26 protein-coding genes and 1 tRNA gene are annotated in these 22,660 nt (G+C 65.1%); 13 read left to right on the plus strand and 14 right to left on the minus strand.

The features are described 5' to 3' along the window. Positions 1-192 precede the first annotated feature (192 nt). Positions 193-2,148: a peptidyl-prolyl cis-trans isomerase gene (locus ABT375_RS06675; protein WP_416464544.1), complete on the plus strand. Its 1,956-nt coding sequence runs from the start codon at positions 193-195 to the stop codon at positions 2,146-2,148. 1 nt (position 2,149) lies between these two features. Next, positions 2,150-3,673 carry an anthranilate synthase component I gene (gene trpE, locus ABT375_RS06680; RefSeq protein ID WP_416464545.1) on the plus strand — a complete coding sequence of 508 codons (1,524 nt, stop codon included), beginning with the start codon at positions 2,150-2,152 and terminating at the stop codon, positions 3,671-3,673. 35 nt (positions 3,674-3,708) lie between these two features. On the opposite strand, the gene ABT375_RS06685 is transcribed toward trpE, so the two are convergent. The 3 genes from ABT375_RS06685 to ABT375_RS06695 all read right to left on the minus strand — a co-directional run bounded on the left by ABT375_RS06685 (position 3,709) and on the right by ABT375_RS06695 (position 5,365). Then, positions 3,709-4,434 (minus strand): extensin family protein, encoded by a 726-nt coding sequence (locus tag ABT375_RS06685; RefSeq protein ID WP_416464546.1) that lies wholly within the window; start codon positions 4,432-4,434, stop codon positions 3,709-3,711. A gap of 3 nt (positions 4,435-4,437) precedes the next feature. Next, complete coding sequence (locus tag ABT375_RS06690) at positions 4,438-5,223, minus strand: NUDIX hydrolase (protein ID WP_416464547.1); 786 nt, start codon at positions 5,221-5,223, stop codon at positions 4,438-4,440. A 66-nt stretch (positions 5,224-5,289) separates the two neighbouring features. Then, positions 5,290-5,365 (minus strand) — tRNA-Ala (locus ABT375_RS06695). A 239-nt stretch (positions 5,366-5,604) separates the two neighbouring features. Between ABT375_RS06695 and ABT375_RS06700 the strand changes: the two genes are divergently transcribed. The 4 genes from ABT375_RS06700 to ABT375_RS06715 all read left to right on the plus strand — a co-directional run bounded on the left by ABT375_RS06700 (position 5,605) and on the right by ABT375_RS06715 (position 8,420). Then, positions 5,605-6,564, plus strand: coding sequence for a DUF2171 domain-containing protein (locus tag ABT375_RS06700; RefSeq protein ID WP_261936577.1), 960 nt, complete (start codon positions 5,605-5,607; stop codon positions 6,562-6,564). Between the two features lie 117 nt (positions 6,565-6,681). Continuing rightward, the gene (locus tag ABT375_RS06705) at positions 6,682-7,017 is read left to right on the plus strand and encodes a DMT family protein (protein WP_224547511.1); all 336 of its coding nucleotides are present in this window, start codon (positions 6,682-6,684) and stop codon (positions 7,015-7,017) included. 292 nt (positions 7,018-7,309) lie between these two features. Continuing rightward, on the plus strand, positions 7,310-8,128 hold the full coding sequence (locus tag ABT375_RS06710) for a hypothetical protein (protein ID WP_224547512.1): 819 nt from the start codon (positions 7,310-7,312) through the stop codon (positions 8,126-8,128). A 1-nt stretch (position 8,129) separates the two neighbouring features. Then, a complete protein-coding gene (locus ABT375_RS06715; protein ID WP_224547513.1) occupies positions 8,130-8,420 on the plus strand; it encodes a hypothetical protein in 291 nt (96 codons plus the stop codon). On the opposite strand, the gene queA is transcribed toward ABT375_RS06715, so the two are convergent. The 5 genes from queA to ABT375_RS06740 all read right to left on the minus strand — a co-directional run bounded on the left by queA (position 8,405) and on the right by ABT375_RS06740 (position 12,051). Then, positions 8,405-9,457 carry a tRNA preQ1(34) S-adenosylmethionine ribosyltransferase-isomerase QueA gene (gene queA, locus ABT375_RS06720; protein ID WP_416464548.1) on the minus strand — a complete coding sequence of 351 codons (1,053 nt, stop codon included), beginning with the start codon at positions 9,455-9,457 and terminating at the stop codon, positions 8,405-8,407. The genes ABT375_RS06715 and queA overlap by 16 nt on opposite strands. 24 nt (positions 9,458-9,481) lie before the next feature. Then, positions 9,482-10,249, minus strand: a complete 768-nt coding sequence (locus tag ABT375_RS06725; protein ID WP_224547517.1) for a peptidylprolyl isomerase — start codon at positions 10,247-10,249, stop codon at positions 9,482-9,484. A gap of 95 nt (positions 10,250-10,344) precedes the next feature. Then, on the minus strand, positions 10,345-10,857 hold the full coding sequence (gene coaD, locus ABT375_RS06730) for a pantetheine-phosphate adenylyltransferase (protein ID WP_416464549.1): 513 nt from the start codon (positions 10,855-10,857) through the stop codon (positions 10,345-10,347). Between the two features lie 4 nt (positions 10,858-10,861). Beyond that, the gene (locus tag ABT375_RS06735) at positions 10,862-11,776 is read right to left on the minus strand and encodes a polyprenyl synthetase family protein (RefSeq protein ID WP_416464550.1); all 915 of its coding nucleotides are present in this window, start codon (positions 11,774-11,776) and stop codon (positions 10,862-10,864) included. 20 nt (positions 11,777-11,796) lie between these two features. Then, entirely contained in the window at positions 11,797-12,051 is a 255-nt protein-coding gene (locus tag ABT375_RS06740; protein WP_416464551.1) for an exodeoxyribonuclease VII small subunit, read from the minus strand. Positions 12,052-12,252: 201 nt separating this feature from the next. Here ABT375_RS06740 and ABT375_RS06745 point away from each other — a divergent pair, with 201 nt between their 5' ends. Continuing rightward, complete coding sequence (locus ABT375_RS06745; RefSeq protein WP_224547525.1) at positions 12,253-12,633, plus strand: hypothetical protein; 381 nt, start codon at positions 12,253-12,255, stop codon at positions 12,631-12,633. A 75-nt stretch (positions 12,634-12,708) separates the two neighbouring features. Here the strand turns inward: ABT375_RS06745 and ABT375_RS06750 are convergent, their stop codons facing one another. Next, a complete protein-coding gene (locus ABT375_RS06750; RefSeq protein WP_224547526.1) occupies positions 12,709-12,864 on the minus strand; it encodes a hypothetical protein in 156 nt (51 codons plus the stop codon). A gap of 319 nt (positions 12,865-13,183) precedes the next feature. On the opposite strand from ABT375_RS06750, the gene purL reads away from it, so the two are divergent. Next, complete coding sequence (purL, locus tag ABT375_RS06755) at positions 13,184-15,361, plus strand: phosphoribosylformylglycinamidine synthase subunit PurL (RefSeq protein WP_416464552.1); 2,178 nt, start codon at positions 13,184-13,186, stop codon at positions 15,359-15,361. A 41-nt stretch (positions 15,362-15,402) separates the two neighbouring features. On the opposite strand, the gene ABT375_RS06760 is transcribed toward purL, so the two are convergent. Further along, on the minus strand, positions 15,403-15,939 hold the full coding sequence (locus ABT375_RS06760) for a GNAT family N-acetyltransferase (RefSeq protein WP_416464553.1): 537 nt from the start codon (positions 15,937-15,939) through the stop codon (positions 15,403-15,405). A 37-nt stretch (positions 15,940-15,976) separates the two neighbouring features. Beyond that, the gene (locus ABT375_RS06765; protein ID WP_416464554.1) at positions 15,977-16,756 is read right to left on the minus strand and encodes a methyltransferase domain-containing protein; all 780 of its coding nucleotides are present in this window, start codon (positions 16,754-16,756) and stop codon (positions 15,977-15,979) included. Positions 16,757-16,816: 60 nt separating this feature from the next. On the opposite strand from ABT375_RS06765, the gene ABT375_RS06770 reads away from it, so the two are divergent. From ABT375_RS06770 to bfr, 3 genes are all read left to right on the plus strand, one after another. Continuing rightward, on the plus strand, positions 16,817-18,058 hold the full coding sequence (locus tag ABT375_RS06770; RefSeq protein ID WP_416464555.1) for a DUF418 domain-containing protein: 1,242 nt from the start codon (positions 16,817-16,819) through the stop codon (positions 18,056-18,058). A 59-nt stretch (positions 18,059-18,117) separates the two neighbouring features. Further along, positions 18,118-18,288 (plus strand): (2Fe-2S)-binding protein, encoded by a 171-nt coding sequence (locus ABT375_RS06775; protein ID WP_066603762.1) that lies wholly within the window; start codon positions 18,118-18,120, stop codon positions 18,286-18,288. Positions 18,289-18,436: 148 nt separating this feature from the next. Next, positions 18,437-18,916 carry a bacterioferritin gene (gene bfr / locus ABT375_RS06780; protein ID WP_416464556.1) on the plus strand — a complete coding sequence of 160 codons (480 nt, stop codon included), beginning with the start codon at positions 18,437-18,439 and terminating at the stop codon, positions 18,914-18,916. 61 nt (positions 18,917-18,977) lie between these two features. Here the strand turns inward: bfr and ABT375_RS06785 are convergent, their stop codons facing one another. Beyond that, positions 18,978-19,385: a (deoxy)nucleoside triphosphate pyrophosphohydrolase gene (locus ABT375_RS06785; RefSeq protein WP_224547532.1), complete on the minus strand. Its 408-nt coding sequence runs from the start codon at positions 19,383-19,385 to the stop codon at positions 18,978-18,980. 82 nt (positions 19,386-19,467) lie between these two features. Between ABT375_RS06785 and ABT375_RS06790 the strand changes: the two genes are divergently transcribed. Together ABT375_RS06790 and ABT375_RS06795 are read left to right on the plus strand one after the other, a co-directional pair. Next, complete coding sequence (locus ABT375_RS06790) at positions 19,468-19,653, plus strand: Flp family type IVb pilin (RefSeq protein WP_224547533.1); 186 nt, start codon at positions 19,468-19,470, stop codon at positions 19,651-19,653. Between the two features lie 141 nt (positions 19,654-19,794). Then, entirely contained in the window at positions 19,795-19,956 is a 162-nt protein-coding gene (locus ABT375_RS06795) for a Flp family type IVb pilin (protein ID WP_056687935.1), read from the plus strand. A gap of 65 nt (positions 19,957-20,021) precedes the next feature. Here the strand turns inward: ABT375_RS06795 and ABT375_RS06800 are convergent, their stop codons facing one another. After that, positions 20,022-21,506: a M48 family metalloprotease gene (locus ABT375_RS06800; protein ID WP_416464557.1), complete on the minus strand. Its 1,485-nt coding sequence runs from the start codon at positions 21,504-21,506 to the stop codon at positions 20,022-20,024. Positions 21,507-21,709: 203 nt separating this feature from the next. Further along, positions 21,710-22,654, minus strand: a complete 945-nt coding sequence (locus tag ABT375_RS06805; RefSeq protein WP_261936566.1) for an acetyl-CoA carboxylase carboxyltransferase subunit alpha — start codon at positions 22,652-22,654, stop codon at positions 21,710-21,712. Between the last annotated feature and the right edge of the window lie 6 nt (positions 22,655-22,660).

Below are 22,660 nucleotides of genomic sequence, written 5' to 3' on the forward strand. Positions count from 1 at the left end.
GGTGTGGTTATTGCTGCACGATGCCCCGGTGCCGATCCGCCGCGTCCCTTATGGGATCGCGCCTCCTCGGATCGTCCCGATGCTGGCAAAAGCCGATGAACGGCGATCGCGCATTTGTCCAGTCCAAGCCTTGCCGCCGCGCGCATCCGCGCCTAAAGCGGGCCGCCACACAGCCGCAGTTCCGGAACCCCCATGCTTTCTGTCTTTCGCAGCTTCATCCGATCCAAATTCGGCGCGCTTTTCGCCATCCTGTTCCTGGGGGTGATCGCTGGCGCCTTCATCCTGGGCGACGTCACCAGCGGCAAGTTCGGCTCGGGATCGATGCTGGGCGGCGGCGGCACCGCGGCCAAGGCGAAGGGCCAGACCCTGAGCCAGACCGAATTGCAGGACCGGGTGCAGCGCGTGTTCGAAAATGCGCGCCGGTCCAATCCCGGCCTACAGATCGGCGATTTCTTCGCGCAGGGCGGCGGGAGCCAGGTCTATGACCAGCTGGTGGCGTCGCTGACGCTGCGCGCCTTCGCCGACGATCAGGGCGTGCATATCTCCAAGCGGCTGGTCGATGCGCAGATCGCGCAAATCCCCGCCTTCCAGGACGCGGCGGGCAATTTCAGCAATGATAATTTCCGCGCGCTCCTCGTCCGCGAACGGCTGACCGAACAGGCGCTGCGCGACGACATCAGCCGCGAAATCCTCCAGCGGCAGTTGCTCGCCCCGGTGGGCCTGGGCGTCAAGCTGACCGACAGCATGGTCCTGCCTTACGCCTCGCTGCTGCTCGAAGCGCGTCAAGGCACGGTCGCGGCGATCCCGGCGATCGCCTTCCTCGATGAAAAGAACCCGACCGACGCGCAACTGGCCGATTATTACAAGAAGAACGCCAGCCGCTTCACCATCCCGGAACAGCGCCGTATTCGCTACGCCGTGGTGGATGCCGAGCGTTTCGCCCAGGCGGCCCAGCCGACCGAAGCGGAGATCAGCGCAAGCTACAATCAGAACAAGGCCAGCTACGCCGCCAAGCAGAGCCGCAGCGTCGAGCAGCTCGTGCTGCCGACCCAGGCGGGCGCCAAGGCGATCGCCGATCAGGTGAAGGGCGGCAAGTCGCTCGCCGCCGCGGCCCAGAGTGCCGGCCTCGCCGTATCCTCCTTGGCCGACCAGAGTCGCGATGCGCTGACCGTCACGGCAGGCAAGGCCGTCGCCGATAGCGTGTTCGCTGGCAAGCAGGGCGACCTGATCGGTCCGGTACGCGGACCGCTGGGCTGGCTGCTGCTGCGCGTTACCGCGACGAAGGAAACCCCTGCCCGCACGCTGGACGCGGTGCGCGGAGAGATCGTCACGGCGCTGCGCGCGCAGAAGGAAAAGCAACTGCTGTCCGACTTCACCGGCAAGATCGAGGATGCGATCGCCAATGGCGACAGCTTCCAGGAAGTGGTGAAGGATAACGGCCTCAAGCTGGAAACCAGCCCGCCCCTGCTCGCCACCGGCAAGCAGGTGAAGGACCAGGCCTATGCCGCGCCGGCCGATATCCAGCCGCTGCTCGCCCCGGTCTTCGCGATGAGTGCGGACGACGACGCGCAGCTCATCCCGATCACGGCGGACAAGCGCTATGCGCTCGCCGCCCCGGGCGAAATCATCACGGCCGCACCGCCGCCGCTGGCCGAAGTCAAGCAACTGGTGCTGGCGCAATATAAGCTGAATGCCGGCAATCTGAAGGCGAAGGCGCTGGCCGAGCAGATCCAGGCGAAGGTCGCCAAGGGCGCGAAACTGGCCGACGCCATCGCCCAGGCCGGCGTCAAGCTGCCCGCGCCGCAGATGCTGGGCGGCCGCCGCGCCGACATCATGCGCGGCGAGCAGCGTCCCCCGGCCGAAGTCGCCATCCTCTTTGCGATGGCGGCGAACACGGTCAAGACGCTGCCGATCGGCCAGGATCGCGGCTATTTCGTCGTGCAACTGAACAAGATCGAGCGCGGCGACGCCAAGAATCAGCCGGCCTTGCTGAACCAGGTCCGCACCCAGCTCGCCGAAGTAGTCGGCCAGGAATATGGCCAGCAGTTCGAGCGCGCGGTCGAAAAGGAACTGGGCGTCACCCGCAACGCCAAGGCCGTGGAGCAGGTCCGCAGCGCGCTGGCCGCCACCAATAGCGGCGAGCAGTAAGATGACGGCGATCGGCGGGACGGCAGACGGCGTAGCGACTGCGCGCGCGGCGCTCATGCGTGGCGAGTCCGCGCTGGTGTGGCGGCGGCAGATCGCCGATACCGACACGCCGATTTCCGCCGCGCTGAAATTGTTCGAACCCGATCGCGGCGACTATCTGCTGGAATCGGTGGAGGGCGGCGCGGTGCGCGGCCGCCACAGCCTGATCGGCCTCGCCCCCGACCTGGTCTTCCGCGCGAACGGCCAAAGCGCGGAGATCAACCGCCAATGGGCGACCGATCGCGACGCCTTCGTCGCGCAGCAAAAGGGATCGCTCGACGCGCTGCGCGACCTGGTCGCCGAATGTCGCGCCCATATGGACCCTGCTTTGCCGGCCGCGCTCGCCTGCCTCGTCGGCTATTTCGGCTATGAGACGGTCGGGCTGGTGGAAAAACTGCCCCGCCCCGCCGCCAATCCGATCGGCGTGCCCGACATGCTGTTCGTGCGGCCGACCGTGATACTCGTCTTCGATCGCCTCGCCGACGCGCTCTATCTGGTCGCGCCGGTCTGGAAAGGCAGCTTCACCGATGCAGACCGGGCCATCGCGGAAGCGCTGGAGCGGATCGACGCCACCGCCGCGCGCCTCGCCGCGCCCCTGCCCGCGGTAACGGCCCCGGCCGCAATCGCCGATGTCACGGTCACGCCGGTGCTGGAACCGGGCCGCTATGCGCAGATGGTGGACCGGGCGAAGGACTATATCGTTGCGGGCGACATTTTTCAGGTGGTGCTGGCCCAGCGCTTCACCAGCCCCTTCACTTTGCCGCCGATCGCCCTCTATCGCGCGCTGCGACGCATCAACCCGTCGCCCTTCCTCTATTATCTCGACCTGCCCGGCTTCGCGCTGATCGGCTCGTCCCCGGAAATCCTGGTCCGTGCGCGCGACGGCGAAGTCACGATCCGTCCGATCGCCGGCACCCGCCCACGCGGCAAGAATGCCGTGGAGGATGCGGCGAATCGCGAAAGCCTGCTCGCCGATCCGAAGGAACGGGCCGAGCATCTGATGCTGCTGGACCTCGGCCGCAACGATGTCGGCCGCGTGGCGACCGCTGGCAGCGTGACCGTGACCGACAGCTATACCGTCGAATTCTACAGCCATGTCATGCATATCGTGTCCAACGTCGTGGGCCGCCTGTCCCCGGACAAGGACGCGATCGACGCGCTGTTCGCGGGCTTCCCGGCCGGCACCGTATCGGGCGCGCCCAAGGTCCGCGCCTGCGAAATCATCGCCGAACTGGAACCGGAAACGCGCGGCGCCTATGCCGGCGGCGTCGGCTATTTCGGGCCGGACGGCAATATGGACAGTTGCATCGTCCTGCGCACGGCTGTCCTCAAGGACGGCGTCATGCATGTGCAGGCCGGCGCGGGCATCGTCGCCGATTCGACCGCCGAATATGAACAGCGCGAATGCGAGGCCAAGAGCGGCGCCTTGCTGGCGGCCGCGCGCGAAGCGGTGACGCTCGCGCGGGAAGCTGGGTTCGGACAGTAAATTCTTCCCCAAGACAAGCTTGGGGAGAAATTATACTAGCGACACGCCCGTCCGCCCATCGCTCCCCGCTCCGCCTGATCCAGATGGAAATGGTCGCGATGCGCGGCATTATAGTCGGGCGACAAGACGGTCGAGAACAGCCCGCATGCCCCGTCGCGCACCGCGCGCAAAAATGCGGCGTCCTTCCCCTCGCCCTTCCAGTCGTTCAGCACGCTGACCTGCCGCCCGTCCTTCAACATGAAGGCGGCGACGTCGATCGCGTCGGCGGTGGCATGTTCGCTATAATCGCCCCGGCTGCGGCCATAGATGCGCCGACAGCTATAGCTGCCGAAATGGCGGATGCTGCGCACCGGCGCGCCATAGATGCGTTGCGCGGCCGGCTGCACCACCTGCCATTCCCACAGCTTGAGCGCGGCGACCACCGGACAGGACGGAGCGACCGCCGCGGGCGCCATCGCGATGGCATCCTTGTCGGCGCGCAACCGCACCGCATCGGCATAGCGACACTGGTCCGCCCCGCCCGGTTCCATCGCGACATAGTCCACGCCCGCCCGGTCGAGCAGCGCCCGGCATTGCGCCGCATCGCCGGTCAGCGCCGCCAGCTTGCGCCCGGTGAACAGGCCGATCGGCTGCCCCAGGTCCAGATCGGTCCAGGGCAGATCCTGCGGTCGCTGCTTTAGCCAGGCATAAGCCAGCAGGATCAGGACGAGGGATGCCGCCAGCCAGAGCAGGCGGCGCAGGGTCAGATGAAGGCGTCGCACCCCCTAAACACGCCGGACCTGCCGCATCGGTTCCGAGGTGACGGGATAACCCAGATGATCGGGGATGCAGAGGTGGGTTTCCCCGTCGCGCTCCTCCCGCCACGGCCGCACCTTCTCCACCGGATAGGCCAGCGCATGGGCGACCAGCGCATCATGATCCGCATGAAGCGCCAGTCGCTCCAGATTGCGCCGCGTCGGGAAGATGACCTGCGCCTCGCCCGCATCGGCCCGTGCCAGCGTGTCCGCCGCGCTGCTCCAGAACAGGCGCACATTCTCGGTCGTATCGACGCTCGCCACCTGCCCCTCCGGCGCACGCGCCAGATAGAATCGCGTATCGAACACCCGCCGCGCCCGCTCGAACGGCGCAGGGTGCCAGCGCGCAAAGAGCGTCAGCGCATCCAGTGCGACGTCCAGTCCCAGCCGGTCCAGCATCTCGCCCATAGTCCGCCCGTCATGCAACCCATCGCGCAGCCGCAGCACCGTGGCGGCGTCCACCATGCCCCGCAGACCGATCCCCAGCCCACTTTCCTCGATCGTCTCGCGAATGGCGGCGATGCGCCCGGCCGCCTCGTCTGGCTCCAGCCCGTGATCGATCCGGCGCGCCAGCGCATGATCGCCCTCGTCAACCGCGCCGCCGGGAAAGACCAGTGCGCCTGCCGCAAAGGCCATGGTCGACGCGCGCTCCACCATCAGCAAGTCTGGCGGGCCATCGTGCCGGTCGCGCACGATGACGACCGTGGCGGCCGGGCGGCCCATGTCCGCTTCAACGGCATCTGTTTCAATATTCATGGAAACCGCTCTACGCACGTCCGGCGCCAGCGGTAAAGTCCTTGCGGTTCAACCCTGGGAAGGGGTTGGTGGAGCCTAGCGGGATCGAACCGCTGACCTCGTCATTGCGAACGACGCGCTCTCCCAGCTGAGCTAAGGCCCCCGAAGGAGCGCTGCCTATAAGCGAGCGATTTGGCCCATGCAACCGTCTTTCGCACAAAAAAGCGCGTCACCGGCTGATCTGGATCAAGCCACTGGCAAAGGGCCAGTTTCAGGCGCGGCAGACCGCCCGACAGGCACGACATTACTCCTGCGTAACGCCCGGAACGATGCCCTTTTCCGGTCATTGATGCCCCGTCGATGCCGCGCAGGCGTCGCCCGATGAGAAGAAGGAGAAGGACGATGGGTTACCAAGGCGGACGCCGCTATGGTGGCGAAGATCGATATGGCAGCAACTGGGATCGCGGCGGCGACCGCTATCGCCGGCCGGGCGATTATGGACGCGACGATCGCGGCTATCGCTACGGCACGCGCGGTCAGTTCGGCGGCCCCGACTATCGCCGCCCGCCGAGCGATTATGATCCCGAAGATCGCGGTTTCTTCGACCGCGCCGGGGATGAGGTCCGCAGCTGGTTCGGCGACGAGGAAGCCGAGCGCCGCCGGGAATATGACGAATATTATAACCGCCCCTATGGCGATCCGCGCGACCAGTCGAGCCGGCTCGGCTATGCCTCGGCTGCCCGCAGCGACTATCTGCCCAACCGCGGCTTTGCCCCCTATAGCGGCGAACGCAGCGGCTATGGCAACGAGGATCACGGCAACCGCGTCTACGGCTATGGTCCGCAGCAGGATTATGGCGCGCACCACGACAGCAATTACCAGGCCTGGCGCCAGCAGCGCGTGGATGAACTGGACCGCGACTATGCCGAATATCAGCGCGAACATCGCGACCGCTTCAACAGCGAATTCGGCTCCTGGCGCACCCGCCGCGGCGAACAGCGCCAGGCGATCAGCCAGGTGCGCGAACATCATGAGGTAGTCGGCAGCGACGGCGAGCATGTCGGCACCGTCGACAAGCTGCGCGGCGACCGCATCATCCTGACCAAGAGCGACAGCGATGCGGGCGGCGTCCACCATTCGGTCCCTTCGAGCTGGATCAAGTCGGTGGACGCGACCAAGGTGACGCTGGAAAAGACCGCCGAGCAGGCGCAGCACGCCTGGCGCACCGAGCGGGAACAGAACGCCCTGTTCGGCGATCGCGACCGGGATCAGGATGGCTGGAGCAGCGGAAGCGCGTCCAGCGGTTCCGGAAGCAGTTCAGGCAGCAGCAGCGCCAGCTATAGCGGCACCCGCTATCGCTGAGCTGGATGGATGAAAGCGGAAAAGACCCGGTCACGCGACCGGGTCTTTTTTCATGCCCGCTTGCGCCACCCCCGCAGACGGTGCCAAGGCTGCGGCCCCATCGCGTTCGAGGCTGCCATGCCGACCATATTGCTGCTGATCGTCTCCAACCTGTTCATGACCGTCGCCTGGTACTGGCACCTGAAAGGCGGCATGGACAAGCCGATCCTGCTGGTCATCCTGATCAGTTGGGGCATCGCCCTGTTCGAATATTGCCTGGCCGTCCCCGCCAACCGCATCGGCTTTGCCAACGGCTGGAGCGCGGGCCAGCTCAAGGTCGCGCAAGAAGCCATAGCCCTCGTCATCTTCGGTGGGTTCATGGTGACGGTATTGGGCGAGCCGCTGCACTGGCGCCACCTCGCCGCCTTCGCCTGCATCATGGGTGCGGTCGGCTTCCTGTTCGTCGGCAAATGAGGACGATACGCCCCCTGCCCCGACGGGGCGGCGATGTCGCGTGCACAGTTATTGCCCCCTTCACAAAAAGATCGATCGGGATCGGGCCATATCGATCGAAGAAAATGCACGCCGCTACAGTCTATTTCGGATGAAATATATATTGTGGAAGGCGTGAAAATATAAAATAAGTTCGCCGACATCTAATGATCCAGCGTGGGGGTGGACTCATATGAAGCAAATGACGGGCGCCTTGTTGTTCGCGGCAATGTCCCTTTCGGGATGCGCTACCATCAGGGGCTCTCAGGATGGCGTGGCAGGTCTTGAACCCTCCAATCCCGTCACGATCGATACCGCTCTCCAAAATTATTACAAACCGGCGGACGCCGACCGCGCCGGCATGTCGCGACGCGACTATCGCGATTACATCATCGGCCTGTACATGCGCGCGCTCGATAGCAAATATGAAGCGTTCACAGATCAGTTACGGGCCGGTGGTCGCGGGTCGGGCCTGGGCTTCGACTTGCTGCTGCTTGGCCTCAATGGCGCGACGGCCCTGTCCGGCGTATCCGCCGCGCGCGATCTCGCCACGGTGACGGCGGTCACGTCGGGGGCACGGTCAAGCATCGACAAACGCCTCTATTTCGAACAATCGCTGCCCGCGATGATCGCGGCGATGGATGCGGAGCGGGCCTCGATCAAGTCGGACATCGCGACCAAGCAGGCGCAACCGGCCGAACGCTACAGCCTGAGCAACGCGATCGACGATCTGACGCGGCTGAAGCAGGCCGGACAGGTGGACAGCGCGGTGTCGCGTATGACCAAGGCCTCCGAAGCGGATCGGGACGCGGAACAGGAACGGCTGAATGCGATCACCCAGGCCTGCGCCGATATCAGCATTGACGCCGCGCGGCTGAATTTCGACTTTCGCGAACTGGTCTACAAGGACGCCGCCAAGCGTCCCGACAGACTGAGGGCGGCCGCGGGGGCGCTCGGCATGCCGCTGCAGCCCAATCAGGTCCCCGCCTGGAGCGAGGTGGCAGGCAAGTTCGACATCAGCCTGTGCGACGATGACAAAAAGCGCCAGTTCATCGGCAATCTCACCAACACCATCCAGCAGAATGGAATCTGACATGGCGGAGACGCAGAGGAAATATCTGGGTTCGTTGACCTTGGGGAAACTCGAAATCGCGCTGGAAGCGCATGAGCAGCTATTCGGCGCCGTCACGGCGCTGGAAGCCCTGCTCGGCCAGACCGTGGCGACATTCGACGATGGCGATTTTCCGGCACTCAGTTCGCTCGTGCTGATGCCCCGGATCGGTGGTCATGCGCCGCCGCCGCCCGCTGGCACGACGCATTTGCTGGACGGCGACGTGACGATCGTCGGCCAGGCCATGGGCGTGTCGGTCTATCGCGCGACCTGAGCACAGGACTGCGGCAGCAAGAGCGACGAATCCCCATAGGAATAGAAGCGATAGCCCGCCTCGATCGCATGGTCGTAGGCGTCGCGCATCCGCTCCGTCCCCATCAGCGCCGACACAAGCATGAACAGCGTGGATCTGGGGAGGTGGAAATTGGTCATCAGCCCGTCAACCGCCTTGAAACGGTAGCCGGGCGTGATGAAGATGCGCGTTTCGTCCGCGAAGGGGCGGATGATACCATCCTCGCCGACGGCGCTTTCCAGCAACCGTAGCGACGTGGTGCCGACCGCGATCAGTCGTCCGCCCGCGGCACGCGCCGCGTTCAACCGATCCGCGGTCGTTGCATCGATACGGCCCCATTCGGCGTGCATCCGATGGTCGTCGGTATCGTCCGCCTTGACCGGCAGGAATGTGCCCGCGCCCACATGCAGGGTCAGCGTCTCGGTCGCGACGCCCGCCCCGGCCAGCGCCGCCATCAGATCGGGCGTGAAATGCAGCGCGGCGGTGGGCGCGGCGACCGCGCCATCCTCCCGCGCGAACATGGTCTGGTAATCGCTGCGGTCGCGCTCGTCGGTCGGGCGCTTGCTGGCAATATAGGGCGGCAGCGGCATCTGCCCGGCCCGCTCCAGCAACAGCTCCACCGGCTCATCGCCCTCGAAGTCCAGCGTCACGCCGCCATCCTCGTCGCGTGGCCCGGCAATGGCGGTGACGCCCGCGCCGAAATCGATCCGGTCCCCCGCCCGCACCCGCTTGGCGTTGCGCAGAAAGGCCTGCCACTGGCGCAGCCCCTGCCTTTTGTGCAGTGTCGCGCCGATTCGCGCCTCGCCGCGCTTCCCCTCCAACTGGGCAGGAATGACCTTCGTATCGTTGAACACCAGCACGTCGCCCGCGCGCAGCAGCGACGGCAGGTCGCGCACGATCCGGTCTTCCATCGCCCCCTCGCAGGGCACCAGCAATAGCCGCGCGCTGTCGCGCGGTGTCGCGGGCCGCAGCGCGATATTCTCGGGCGGAAGGTCGAAATCGAACAGGTCTACGCGCATGGGCAATCCGCCGGACGAACCGGCTTATTTCTTCTTGGGCGCGGGCTTTTTCGCCGCAGCGGGCTTGGGTGCGGGCGTATCGATGATCGACACCGGCGGCGCGGGCGGCGGCGGCGCGGCGGTCACCGGCGGCTTGCCATCGCTGTCGATCGACGCCTGCAGGATCACGGTCGGGTTGGCCGGCGGCTCGCCCTGCGCGATCGCATCGACATAGTTCATCCCCTCGATGACGCGACCGAAGACGGTATATTTCTTGTCGAGCTGCATCCGCGGCAGCAGCACGATGAAGAACTGGCTGTTGGCGCTATCCTCGCTCTGGGCGCGGGCCATCGACACGGTGCCGCGCAGATGCGGCATCGGGTTGAATTCGGCCTTCAGGTCCGGCAGCGTCGAACCGCCGGTGCCATCCCCCTTGGGATCGCCGCCCTGCGCCATGAAGCCGGGGATGACACGGTGGAATTTCAGGCCGTTATAGAAGCCCTGGCGCGTCAGTTCCTTGATCCGCTCGACATGGGCCGGCGCGATGTCGGGGCGCAACTGAATGCGGACGCGGCCGCCGCTCGACAGGTCCAGATCCCAGATATTCTGCGGATCGGCCGGCACGGTGGCGGGCGGCAACTGGGGCTTGAGATTGGTGTCCAGCGACTTGGCGTTTTCCTGCGCGCGCGCGGCGGCCTCCGCCTTCTTCGCATCCGCACCGCCGCCCCCGCCGCCGCCCTGGGCATAGGCCAGGCCGGACGCAGTAAGGGCGACGCCGATCGCAACGGTCTTGAGCGCGCAGGTGAAACGCATGGGGTAGGACTTCCTTGATCTCTTAGGCCGACGGGGCAAGCCGCCCTGATAGCGCGCTGATCGCGATTGGCAACTGAACGCAGGCTGAGTAAAACTCAAACCCCGCCCTTGCGCCCGATCTTCTCGACCCGTGCGACCACTTCGTCGCACACGGTCGGGCTGACGAATTTGTGGATCGGCCCGCCATAAAGCGCGATTTCCTTGACCAGGCGCGACGCGATCGGCTGCAACGACACATCCGCCATCAGGAAGACCGTCTCGATCCGGCCATTGATCTGCTGGTTCATGCCCGCCATCTGATATTCATATTCGAAGTCCGCGACCGCACGAAGCCCCCGGATGATGACGCTGGCGCTCTGCAATTCGGCAAAGTCCATCAGCAGCGAATTGAAACCGGTGACGACGATTTCGGTGTCGATGCCGGCACATTCGCGCCGCACCATCTCCAGCCGTTCCTCGTCGGAGAACATCGGCGACTTGCTGATGTTGGTCGTGACGCCGATCACCAGCTTGTCGACCAGCTTCGCGCCCCGCCGGATGATGTCCATATGGCCGAGCGTGATGGGGTCGAACGTGCCCGGATAGACGCCGATACGCTGTTTGCTCATGACGTTAGCGGTCCCTCTCCACGATATAGTCGGCGATCGCGCGCAGCAGGTCGGCCTCCGCGCCAGCCCCGCGCAGATGCGCCTTGGCCTGGGCGACCAGCATATGCGCCTGTTCGCGCGCCCGCTCCACGCCCAGCAGCGACACGAACGTCTCCTTGCCCGCCGCCGCATCCTTGCCCAGCGCCTTGCCCGCCAGCGCCGCGTCGCCCTCCACGTCCAGCAGGTCGTCGGCGATCTGGAAGGCGAGGCCGATATCGCGGGCATAGCCATGCAGCCCCGTGCGCGCCTCATGCGGCAACCGCGCCATGATCGCGGCAGCCTCCACGCAAAAGGCGATCAGCGCCCCGGTCTTGAGATTCTGGAGCCGCGTGACGGTCGCCAGGTCGAAGCGGGTCTTTTCCGCCTCCAGGTCCATCATCTGGCCGCCCGCCATGCCGGCCGGCCCGCTCGATACGGCCAGCGCCCTGACCAGTTCGATCCGCACGAACGGATCGGGGTGCGTCTCTTCGTCGGCCAGCACTTCGAACGCCAGGTCGTGCAGGCAATCGCCCGCCAGAATCGCCGTCGCTTCGTCATAGGCCTTGTGGACGGTCGGCTTGCCACGGCGCAGGTCGTCATCGTCCATCGCCGGCAGATCATCGTGGATCAGTGAATAGACATGGATGCACTCGATCGCGAGGCCGACGCGCACCGCCGATTCGCATGAAATATTGAACAGGTCGCAGGTCGCCTGCACCAGCAGCGGACGCAGCCGCTTGCCGCCACCGATCGCGGCATGGCGCATCGCTTCATACAGGCGGGCGCGGGCGTCATCGGGCACCGCCAGCAGCCTGTCGAAGGCGGCGTCGATATCCCGCGCGACATCGGCGGCACGGCGGGTGACCAGCGATGCCGCGGAGGCGCCCCCTCCCCCGTTCATGTCGCCCCCGTTCACGCAGATCAGTCCGCGCCGAAGGGCTGGGCGCCGATCACCGCGCCATTGGCGTCGACCGTCAGCTTGGCGATCCGCGCCTCGGCCGCCTGCAGCCGCTCGGCGCAGCGCTTGCGCAGTTCCTCGCCCTGCGCATAGAGCGAGATCGACTCGTCCAGCGGCACATCGCCGCTTTCCAGCCGGCGAACGATCGTTTCGAGCGCGCGCAGCGCATCCTCGAAAGAGAGGGGTGCGGTATCGGGGGGGGGAAGTTCCTCAGCCATGTCCTTGCATTGGCGGCCGCCTCGGTCCCGGTCAAGCCCGCGGCCGCCAATTATAGCCTACCGGTGCGCGACCGCCCCGCAATCCGCCGTTCATCAACATGGCGTCATGATATCGTCATGACGCCATTTCAGGGGACATGGCGGGAACATCACAGTTTTGCGTTGACGCACCATGTTGCACATGCACATAAAAGGATCGCTATGAAATATTATCTCCCCCTGATCGCCGTCGCCAGCGTTGCCTTGCTGTCGGCTTGTAACAAGAATGACGAACCCGAAGTCGTGGGCGGCCCGGCCGATCCGATGGCGGCACAGCTCGCCAACGCCGCGCCCGTCGAGCTGCCGCCGTCGGTCAAGGCCAACAAGCAGTTCCGCTGCAAGGACAACAGCCTGATCTTCGTCGACTTCATGAGCGACGACAAGACCGCCCTGCTGCGTACCGAAAAGGGCGGAACGGCCACCTCGCTGAAGGCGGCCGAAGCCGGCCAGCCCTTCACCGCCGAAGGCTTCGCCGTCAGCGGCCAGGGCAATGACGTGACCATTACCGTTCCGGGCAAGAGCGCCCAGGCCTGCCACGTCTGAACCGGGCACCTCCCATCTGTCTCTGCCAGGCCGGACCTCCCCTAAAGGTCCGGCCTTTTTCTTGGGGTGGCATTCTCACTCACCGTTGAGCATCGCCAGCGTGGCGCGATCGGCATAGGCGCTCGCCAGCCGCAGATGCGCTTCCTTGGCCCGTTCCGATTTCGACGCCAGCGCCATCATGCGCTGCTTGCGGCAACGGCTGGAAAAATAGAAGAAGTCACTCCCCTTCATCCTGCACCTCTCTGCGGCACCCGCTCTCCGTCGAATCGCCACCCCGTTTGGGAAATGTCGAGCGCGAACGTTAACGAAATCTTTGCGCGGGGACGAAGCGAGAAGGCGATCGGACGGATGCCGGACGGCATGATCGGACCGAAGCTTTTGCGGACGCGAAAGCCTCCCTGACGCCCAAGGCGTGGTGAGGGAAGGAGGCGCATTTCCCCATTCGGAGGATCAGCCGAGGAATCGCCACGCTTCACTCCCGAACACCCTTTCCTCGTCCCCCCGCACGCCGCCATTGTGATTCGCGCACGCCCCCGCTAAAGGCGCGCTCATGTCCAGCACCGTCCCCCAGATCACCCCGGAAGTCGTCGCCGAACATGGCCTCAGCCCGGAAGAATATGACCGCGTATTGCACGCCCTCGGCCGCGAGCCGAACCTGACGGAACTGGGCATATTCTCGGTCATGTGGTCGGAGCATTGCTCGTATAAAAGCTCCAAGATCCATCTGATGAAGCTGCCGACCAAGGGTCCGCAGGTCATTTGCGGCCCCGGCGAAAATGCCGGCGTGGTCGACATCGGCGACGGGCAGGCTGCGATCTTCAAGATGGAGAGCCACAACCACCCCAGCTATATCGAACCCTATCAGGGCGCGGCGACGGGCGTCGGCGGCATCCTGCGCGACGTGTTCACCATGGGCGCGCGCCCGGTCGCGAACATGAACGCCCTGCGCTTCGGCCGACCCGACCATCCCAAGATGCGCCACCTCATCAGCGGCGTGGTGCGCGGCATCGGCGGCTACGGCAATTGCGTGGGCGTGCCGACCGTGGGCGGCGAGGTGAATTTCCATCCCGCCTATGACGGCAATATCCTGGTCAACGCCATGACCGTGGGCGTCGCCGACACCGACAAGATCTTCTATTCCGCCGCCAGCGGCATCGGCAACCCGATCGTCTATGTGGGGTCGAAGACCGGCCGCGACGGCATCCACGGCGCGACGATGGCGAGCGCGGACTTCGGCGACGACGCCGACGCCAAGCGCCCGACCGTGCAGGTCGGCGACCCCTTCACCGAAAAGCTGCTGATCGAAGCCTGTCTGGAACTCATGGCGTCCGACGCGATCGTCGCCATTCAGGATATGGGCGCGGCCGGCCTCACCTCCTCCAGCGTCGAAATGGCGTCGAAGGGCGGCGTCGGCATCCAGCTCAACATGGACGATGTGCCGCAGCGCGAAACCGGCATGACCACCTATGAAATGATGCTCTCCGAATCGCAGGAGCGCATGTTGATGGTGCTGAAGCCCGGCCGCGAGGCTTTCGCCGAAGCCATCTTCCAGAAGTGGGAACTCGATTTCGCCGTCATCGGCCATGTCACCGACACCGGCCGCATGGTCCTGATCCACAAGGGCGAAACGGTGTGCGACATCCCGCTCGCCCCGCTGGCCGACGACGCGCCGCTCTACGACCGTCCCTCCATGCCGAAGGACGACTATAAGATCTGGTCGAAGGTCGAACCGCTGGGCGAGATCGCCGAAAGCGCCGACATCGGCGCGGACCTGGTGAAGCTGATGGGCAGCCCCGACATCGCCAGCCGCCGCTGGATCTGGGAACAGTACGATCATATGGTCGGCGCCGACACCGTCCAGCGCCCCGGTGGCGATGCTGCGGTCGTGCGTGTCCATGGCAGCAACAAGGGCATCGCGATCAGCACCGACTGCACGCCGCGCTATTGCTATGCCGACCCCTATGAAGGCGGCAAGCAGGCGATCGCCGAATGCTATCGCAACATCAGCGCGGTCGGCGCGACGCCGCTGGCCGTCACCAACTGCCTCAACTTCGCCAACCCGCAGCGCCCTGAGATCATGGCGCAGTTGACCGGCTGCCTGGAAGGCATGGGCGACGCCTGCCGCGCGCTCGACTTCCCGATCGTGTCGGGCAACGTCTCGCTCTACAATGAGAGCAAGGCGACCGGTGGTGGCTCGGCCATCCTGCCGACCCCGGCGATCGGCGGCATCGGCCTGCTGGCCGACGTCGATGTGATGGCGACCGTGGCTTTCAAAAATGCAGGCGACGCGATCTGGCTGATCGGCGAAGAAGGCGCGCATCTGGGCCAGACCATCTGGCTGCGCGAGATCGCCGGTCGCGAAGCAGGCGACGCGCCCAGGGTCGATCTGGCCGCCGAGCGCGCCCGCGCCGACACCGTGCGCGCTCTGGTCGCCAGCGGCACGGTCAATGCCGTGCATGACATCAGCGACGGCGGGTTGCTGGTCACCATCGCGGAAATGGCGCTGGCCGGCAAGATCGGCGCCACGCTCGACATTGCCCTCACCACCGCCAGCGCCTTTGGCGAGGATCAGGGCCGCTATGTCGTCGCGGCACCTTCGGGCGTCGAGATTGCAGGCGCAACCCGCATCGGCACGACCGGCGGCGGCAGCGTCGCCGGCGTCACGCTCGACGCCCTGCGCACCGCGCATGAAGGCTTCTTCCCCGCGCTGATGGACAGCGAACTCTAAACGTCCGCATGTCGGGGCGGGAGCACATCCCGCCCCCACGCCTATTCCCTGCGATAGATATATTCCGCATCGGTCCAACTGCCGACGACAAATCCATAGTCGCCGACTTTCAGGAAGCCATATTTGGCATAGACGGCCTGCGCGCGGTCATTGCCCGACCAGACGCCCAGCCACACCGGCCCCGGCATCCTCTCCTCCAGCCAGCCCAGCGCCACATCCATCAGTGCGCGCCCGATTCCCTGCCCCTGCGCCGCATTGATCGCATAAAGCTGGTAGAGTTCACCCTGCGCCGCTGACGCCTGCGGATGCGGCAATTTGCACGGGCCGACATGCGCATAGGCCAGCAGTTGACCGTCCGCCGTTTCCGCTACCCAGGTCGCATGCGCAGGATCGGCCAGTTCCGCCGCTACCGTCGCCGGGCCATAACTGTACGCTTCGAACAGAGCGAGATCGGCTGGCGGATAGGGAATGGCGAACCCGTCAAGGAAAGTCTCCCGGAAAGCCGTCAGCTTGAGCGCGGACAATGCAGCGACGTCATCCGGGACGGCAGGGCGAATGGTGAAAGAGGAAACGGCCATGGCGATCGGATTGCATATTGCCGGTCGCCGCACAATCTCACCCGCCGCGCGTTACCCGTCCGAACAAGACCTGATAGGCGTCCGCGCCGCCACTCTCTTCAAACGCGGCCATGACCCGGCGCAGGTCGCGCGGGGTCAGCGGCTTGCGCCCTTCGCTCGGCACCACCGCGCCGATCCCCTTGAGGTGCGCGATCAGCCCGCGCGCGCCGCCGCACGCCAGCGCATAATCCTCGTCGAAGGCGAAGGCGTCGTCATAGCTCGCCAGCAAACGGCGCAAATCACCCAGCGAGGGATAGTCCGGCACCCCCGCCACCAGCCCGCACGCATCATGCGCCGCGCGCCAGCGGGCGAAACTGCCCTGCCCCATGGTCGAGAAGATCAGGCTCCCGCCCGGCCGCAACAGCCGCGCCAGCCGCGCGATCGCGCCGTCCAGATCATCAAACCATTGGAAGGCAAGGCTGGACAGGATCAGGTCGAACCACGGCCCCTCGAACGGCGGCGCTTCCCCATCCATCGTCATGAACCGGCCCGCGACCAGCCCGTGCGACGCCGCCTGCTCCAACATGCCCGGCGACAGGTCGGTCGCCACCAGTTCCGCACCGGGCCAGCGCGCCTGGATGTCGCGCGTCAGGAATCCAGTGCCGCACCCGATCTCCAAAATGCGCGCCGCTCCGTCGGGTTTCTGGCGATAGGCGAGGTCGGCGACCAGCGTCGCGGCCAGCCGCTGCGGCCCGGCATGGGCGTCATAATGCGCCGCCGCCGCGCCGAATGCGTCGCTTATTCGTTGCTTGCGCCATTGCCTGGAGCGGTCGTTCATGGCTAGGCGCATGGCAGAGCCTCGACTGCCTGACCAGTCCTTTCAAGGAACCGCCGCCCCATGACCGCCTCTTCCCGCATACCCGCCATGGACGTGCTGCGCGGTTGCGCCGTGCTGGGCATATTGTGGATGAACATCACCGCCTTCGCCCTGCCGCAAAACGCCTATTTCAACCCGGCGGTGGCCGGCCCGCCCTCAGCCGCCGACATCGCGGTCTGGGCTACCAGCCTGCTGCTGGTCGACGGCAAGATGCGCGGCCTGTTCGCCCTGCTGTTCGGCGCGTCGATGCTGCTGCTGATCGACCGGGAGGAGATGGCGGGGCGCGACGGCCGCCGGGCGCAAATGATCCGCTCCGGCTGGCTGTTCGTTTTGGGTTGCGCGCATTTCCTGCTGCTCTGGTGGGGTGACATATTGCGCGTCTATGCGCTGGTCGGCCTGTTCGCGCTGCTTTTCGTCGGCCTCGAACCCTTCGCCCTGGTCAAGCGCGCCCTGCTCTTCTTCCTGCTCCAGTTCCTGCTGGTCGCCGCCTTCATCGCCAGCCTCTACGCCTGGGGGCATGCTGCCGCGGCGCCGGGCGCGGAGTCGGGACTGCGCGAAGGCTATGCCGCCTTCATGACCGCCCTGTCCGATCCCGCCAGCCCCGGCACCCAGGCGGAGATCGCCACCTATCGCAGCGGCTTCCCAACCATCGTCCAGCACAAGCTGGCCGACGTGCCGGGCGAATGGCTCTGGGGTTTCCTGTTCACCGCCTTCGAAACCATGGGCTTCATGCTGCTGGGGATGGCGATGCTCAAGGGTGGTTTTCTCACCGGCCGCTGGGACGCAGAGCAATATCGCCGCACCGCCCGCCATTGCTTCCTCATCGGCCTGCCACCCATGGCCGCGCTGGCGCTGTGGGTGGCCTGGAGTGGCTTCGCTCCGTTGCCCGCCTATAGCGTCGCGCTCGCCTGGTCGCTGCCTTTCCGCATCCCGCTGACGGTCGGCTGGGCCGCACTCATTCTCTGGCTGCTGGCGCGCCACCGCAGCCATTGGCTGATCGATCGCCTCGCCGCAGCCGGACGGCTGGCGCTCAGCAACTATCTCGCCACCAGCCTCGTCATGACCGCGCTCTTCTATGGCTGGGGCCTTGGCCTTTTCGCGCGGGTGCCCCCGGCGGCGCTGCCCCTGTTCGTGCTGGCCGGCTGGACGCTCATGCTCGCCTGGTCGAAACCCTATGCGGCGCGATTCGCCATGGGCCCGGCGGAATGGCTGTGGCGCAGCCTGGTCAACGGCCGGCCGCAAAAGATTCGCAAAAGCGATTGATTACTATTGCGACCCATTATCAGACACGCTATCTCCCCTGCATCAGGAGAGTGTCTTCGATGGTCGTCTGCGTTTGTAATGCGATTCGTGAAAAAGATCTGCGGGAAGCCGCGCGCAACGGGGCGGACACGCCCTGCAGCGCCTATGCCCAATATGGTCGCCGCCCCAAATGCGGCCAGTGCGTCTCCTTCGCGCGCACCATCATCGCCGCGGAACGCGCCTCGGCTTGAAAACATTGCGAATCAGCCTCAGTCGGCAATCGCGATCTCCACGCAATAGCGCACGAAAAGACCCCTGATTCCCAAGGGTTTTCAGCTTAACAGCGCACGTCCGAAACGATATATAGCCGGCGTCCCCCCATTGCCGGAGTAAAGCGCCATGAAAGGCGATCTGAAAGTCATCGAGTATCTGAACGAGGTGCTCAAGAATGAGCTGACCGCGATCAACCAGTATTTTCTTCACTATCGCGTTCTCAATCATTGGGGCATCGAGAAGCTCGCCAAGTTCGAATATGCCGAATCCATCGACGAGATGAAGCATGCGGACAAGGTTGCGGAGCGCATCCTCTTCCTGGATGGCCTGCCCAACTTCCAGCTGCTCGGCCGGTTGAAGATCGGCGAAACGGTCGAGGAAATCCTCAAGGCCGACCTCGAACTGGAATATGAGGCGCTGCCCGTCCTGCGCGAAGCGATCACCTATTGCGAATCGATCAAGGATTTCGTCAGCCGCGACCTGTTCCAATATATCCTCGAAAGCGAGGAAGAGCATGTCGATACGCTGGAAACCCAGTTCGAAATGATCGAGCGCATGGGCATCCAGAATTATGTCCAGTTGCAGAGCAAGGCGAAGGAAGACTGATCGTTCCGATCTGCACGCGCTTGTGAAAAAGGGGCGTCCTGTATGGGGCGCCCCTTTTGCATCATAGCAGCGCTTCGAGCAGGCCAATCAGCGGCAAGTCCGCGGGCGGCATGTCCAGCGCATACATTTGCGCCGGTCGCAGCCATTGCAGGGCCGTCGCGTGACGCGCCTCCGGCATCCCTTTCCACTTGCGACAGACATAGAGGAGCAGCAGCAGATGCTTCTCGCCCAGAGCCTCGCTGGCGAAGGTCGCAGGGGCCAGGCAACTGGCATGGGTTTCGATCCCCAACTCCTCCTCAAGCTCGCGCACCAGCGCAGCTTCGGGCGTTTCGCCCGGCTCCACCTTCCCACCGGGAAATTCCCACAGGTCGGCCATCGCCTTGCCGGGCGGGCGCTGTTGCAACAGCACCCTGCCATCGGCGTCGACTAACGCTACGGCAACCACCAGCAGGGGAGAAAAAGAGGGCATATCGGTCCAGTCGGGAGGGCTTTGTTAACCCTGCTTCCTTTACATGTTGATCGGGGACTGTCTGTAGCGAAACGGGGATTCTATGCGCGCGCTTGTCGAAATGCTTGCCCGACTGGGCCTGTTCCGGTGCGAGCGCGGCGCTACCGCCGTCGAATATGGGCTCATCATCGCCATGATCGTTCTGGCCATGATTGCCGCCCTCAACAACGTTGCGAACAAGACCACCGGCATGTGGAATAACGTCGCGACGGAAGTAACAAAATATTAACCATCATTATCTGACAGTCACTTTTACCGCATTAATAGTTTTTCAACCGACCTCGTCTAATCCCATCCTTGCTGACCACAAATATCCATGCGGGGCGGCCGGGTAGTTAAACGCTGAAATCTATTTCTAGGGAGACGTCACATGCAGTTCATCCGTAAGATGCTGAAGAATGAAAAGGGTGCCACCGCGATCGAATACGGCCTGATCGCCGCTCTGATCGCCGTCGCCGCCATCGGCGCGATGACCAGCCTGGGCACCAAGCTGGGTTCGACCTTCAACAACGTTTCGGGCAACCTGAAGTAAGCCCAGACGCTTGTCGTAACAGGGGGCGGCGGAAGCGATTCCGCCGCCCCTTTTCGTTCGCGCGCTTACCAGGTGACGATCTTGACCCGCTGGCCCGGTCGCAGCGCGGCATTGGCGTTCAGCGCGTTGATGGTCAGGAACCGGTCGAGCTGATAGTCCGAATAGGCCATGCGCTTGGCCAGGGATTGCACGGTGTCGCCCGCCTTGACGGTGACGACATCGACGCGGCGCGGCTTGATTGCCGCCGCTTCCTGCGCGCTCAGCCGCTGGACCGACTGCACCATCGCGGTGAAGGGGCCGATCCCCTGCCCTGCCGGCGTTAGCAACAGGAAATGATAGGCTTTTCCGCCGCCGAAATCATAGGCGAACACGGTCGCATCGACCTGGCTCGACTGGCTGGTCGCCCGCACGGTGCGATAGGCGGCCGGGATTCCGTTGACGGTCGTGCGACTGACCTCCCCGGCGGGCACGCCACCTGCCCCTTCACCCCCACCCAGCTTCGCGAACACGCGGTCGATATAGGCGGCCAGATTGCCCGAATAGGGGGCCGCGCCAAATTGCGCCTGCCCGCCCGACCCGGTGATCGACACCGCATCCGCGCCATTTTCCATGCCGAACCCGCTCGGCGCGGCGAAGCTCAGCCGCAGGTCGGGATGGCGGAAGCGATTGCCGTCGATCACCCCTTGCTTGGGATCATCGCCATACAGCACGCCGTCGAGCGCATTGAGGAAGGCATCGCGGTTGCGCACCGTGCTGGTGGCACGAGTCGCCGCGGCGGCGTTGGCGGCCCGTTGCACACGCGCGCCGGGATCGGGATGGGTGCTCGCCCATTCGGGCATGGAGCGTGCGCTGCCCGCCACCCGCGCGTCGAGATTGCTCTGCGCCGCCAGCGACGCCAGCATTCCCGACAGGGCGCGTGGATCATAACCGCCCGTCGCCAGGTAGCGGATTCCCAGATCGTCGGCCTCATATTCCTGGCTGCGGGAAAATTTGAGCGTCAGTAACTGGCTGCCCGTGCCAATCCCTTTCTGGATCAGCCCCGAAAAGCCCGAATCGCCCAGCAGCGCCCCCGCCAACGCGCCCAGCAGCGCGCCCCCGATTGCATTGCGCTGCGCCGCCTTCTGCCGGCGCTGGCCATGCTGGGCCGCGACATGGCCAACCTCATGGCCCAGCACGCCGGCGAGTTCGGCTTCGTCGTTCATCAGCGCCATCAACTGGCGGGTGACGTAGACATAGCCGCCGGGGATCGCGAAAGCGTTGTTCACCGGCGAATTGAGCAAGGTGACGGTAAAATCGCCCTGCGCATTGGACAGGCCCGACTGCACCGCGATGCGACGCCCGACCCCTTCCACATATTTGGCCTGCGGCCCCACATAGGCGCCGCCAAATTCCTTCAACAGTTCAGGATGCTGCTTGGCGCCGGTGGCCTTGTCCTGCGCGCTGATCGACGACACGGTGCGAATCGCCCGTTGCTGCCCGATCACCGCGGGTGCGCTGACAGCCACCGCCAGCACGCCGCTCGCACAGCCCAGCTTCATCTTCCAGTTCATAACTCTCCACCCTCGACGTTACTTATACGTAACGAGGAAAATGGCGCGCCGTTCCGCAAAAAGCGAGAGGTTAGGCCTTCGGACGCGCAATCGATCCGTCATCGCGCGCGCCACGGGCCGAGGCCGATGAAGTCCAACCGATCGGCCACGCGCCATGGGCTGCTTCACTGCGCTCGCAATGACGAAAGTTCAGGCTGGCGCGCTCAAGCCCCGATAGCGAGAAATTTGTCGGCGCGATCGGTGCGCAGCGCGTCGGCGCTCAGCCCGTCGAGCGACTCCAGTTCCGCCTCGATCGCCGCGCCCAGGCTGGCGATCGCCTGTACCGGCTCGCGATGGGCGCCGCCCATCGGCTCGGGGACGATCCGGTCGATTACGCCCAGCCCTTTGAGATGCTGCGCCGTCACCTGCATCGCGGTCGCCGCATCGCTCGCCTTGTCGGCGGTGCGCCACAGGATAGAGGCGCAGCCTTCAGGCGAGATCACCGAATAGACCGCATGTTCGAACATCAGCACGCGATTGGCGGCCGCCAGAGCAATCGCGCCGCCCGATCCGCCTTCGCCCACCACTGCGGCGACCATCGGCACGCCCAGCTTCAGACAGGCCTCGGTCGACCGGGCGATGGCTTCCGCCTGGCCGCGTTCTTCCGCCTGCACGCCGGGGAAAGCGCCCGACGTATCGACCAGGCTCACCACCGGCAGGCCGAAGCGATCGGCCAGTTCCATCAGGCGGATCGCCTTGCGATAGCCTTCGGGCTTGGCCATGCCGAAATTGTGGCGCACGCGGCTCGCCGTATCGTCGCCCTTTTCATGGCCGATGACCATGACCTTGCGCTCGCCCAGCGTCGCGAAACCGCCGATGATCGCCTGATCGTCGGCAAAGGCGCGGTCGCCGGCCAGCGGCATGAAATTGTCGAACATGCCCGCGACATAGTCCTTGAAGTGCGGGCGTTCGGCGTGCCGCGCCACCTGCGTCTTCTGCCAGGGCGTCAGCTTGGCATATGTATCCGACAACAGTTTGGCCGCGCGGCTTTCCAGCGTCGCGATCTCGTCGTCGATGTTGATGTCCCCCACGCTGGCGGTGGCGCGCAGTTCGACGATGCGCGCTTCCAGCTCCGCGATCGGCTTTTCGAATTCCAGAAAGCTTACCATGGCCCG

It is taken from the genome of Sphingomonas sp. VDB2, assembly GCF_047946695.1.
Classification (GTDB): Bacteria; Pseudomonadota; Alphaproteobacteria; order Sphingomonadales; family Sphingomonadaceae; genus Sphingobium; species Sphingobium bisphenolicum.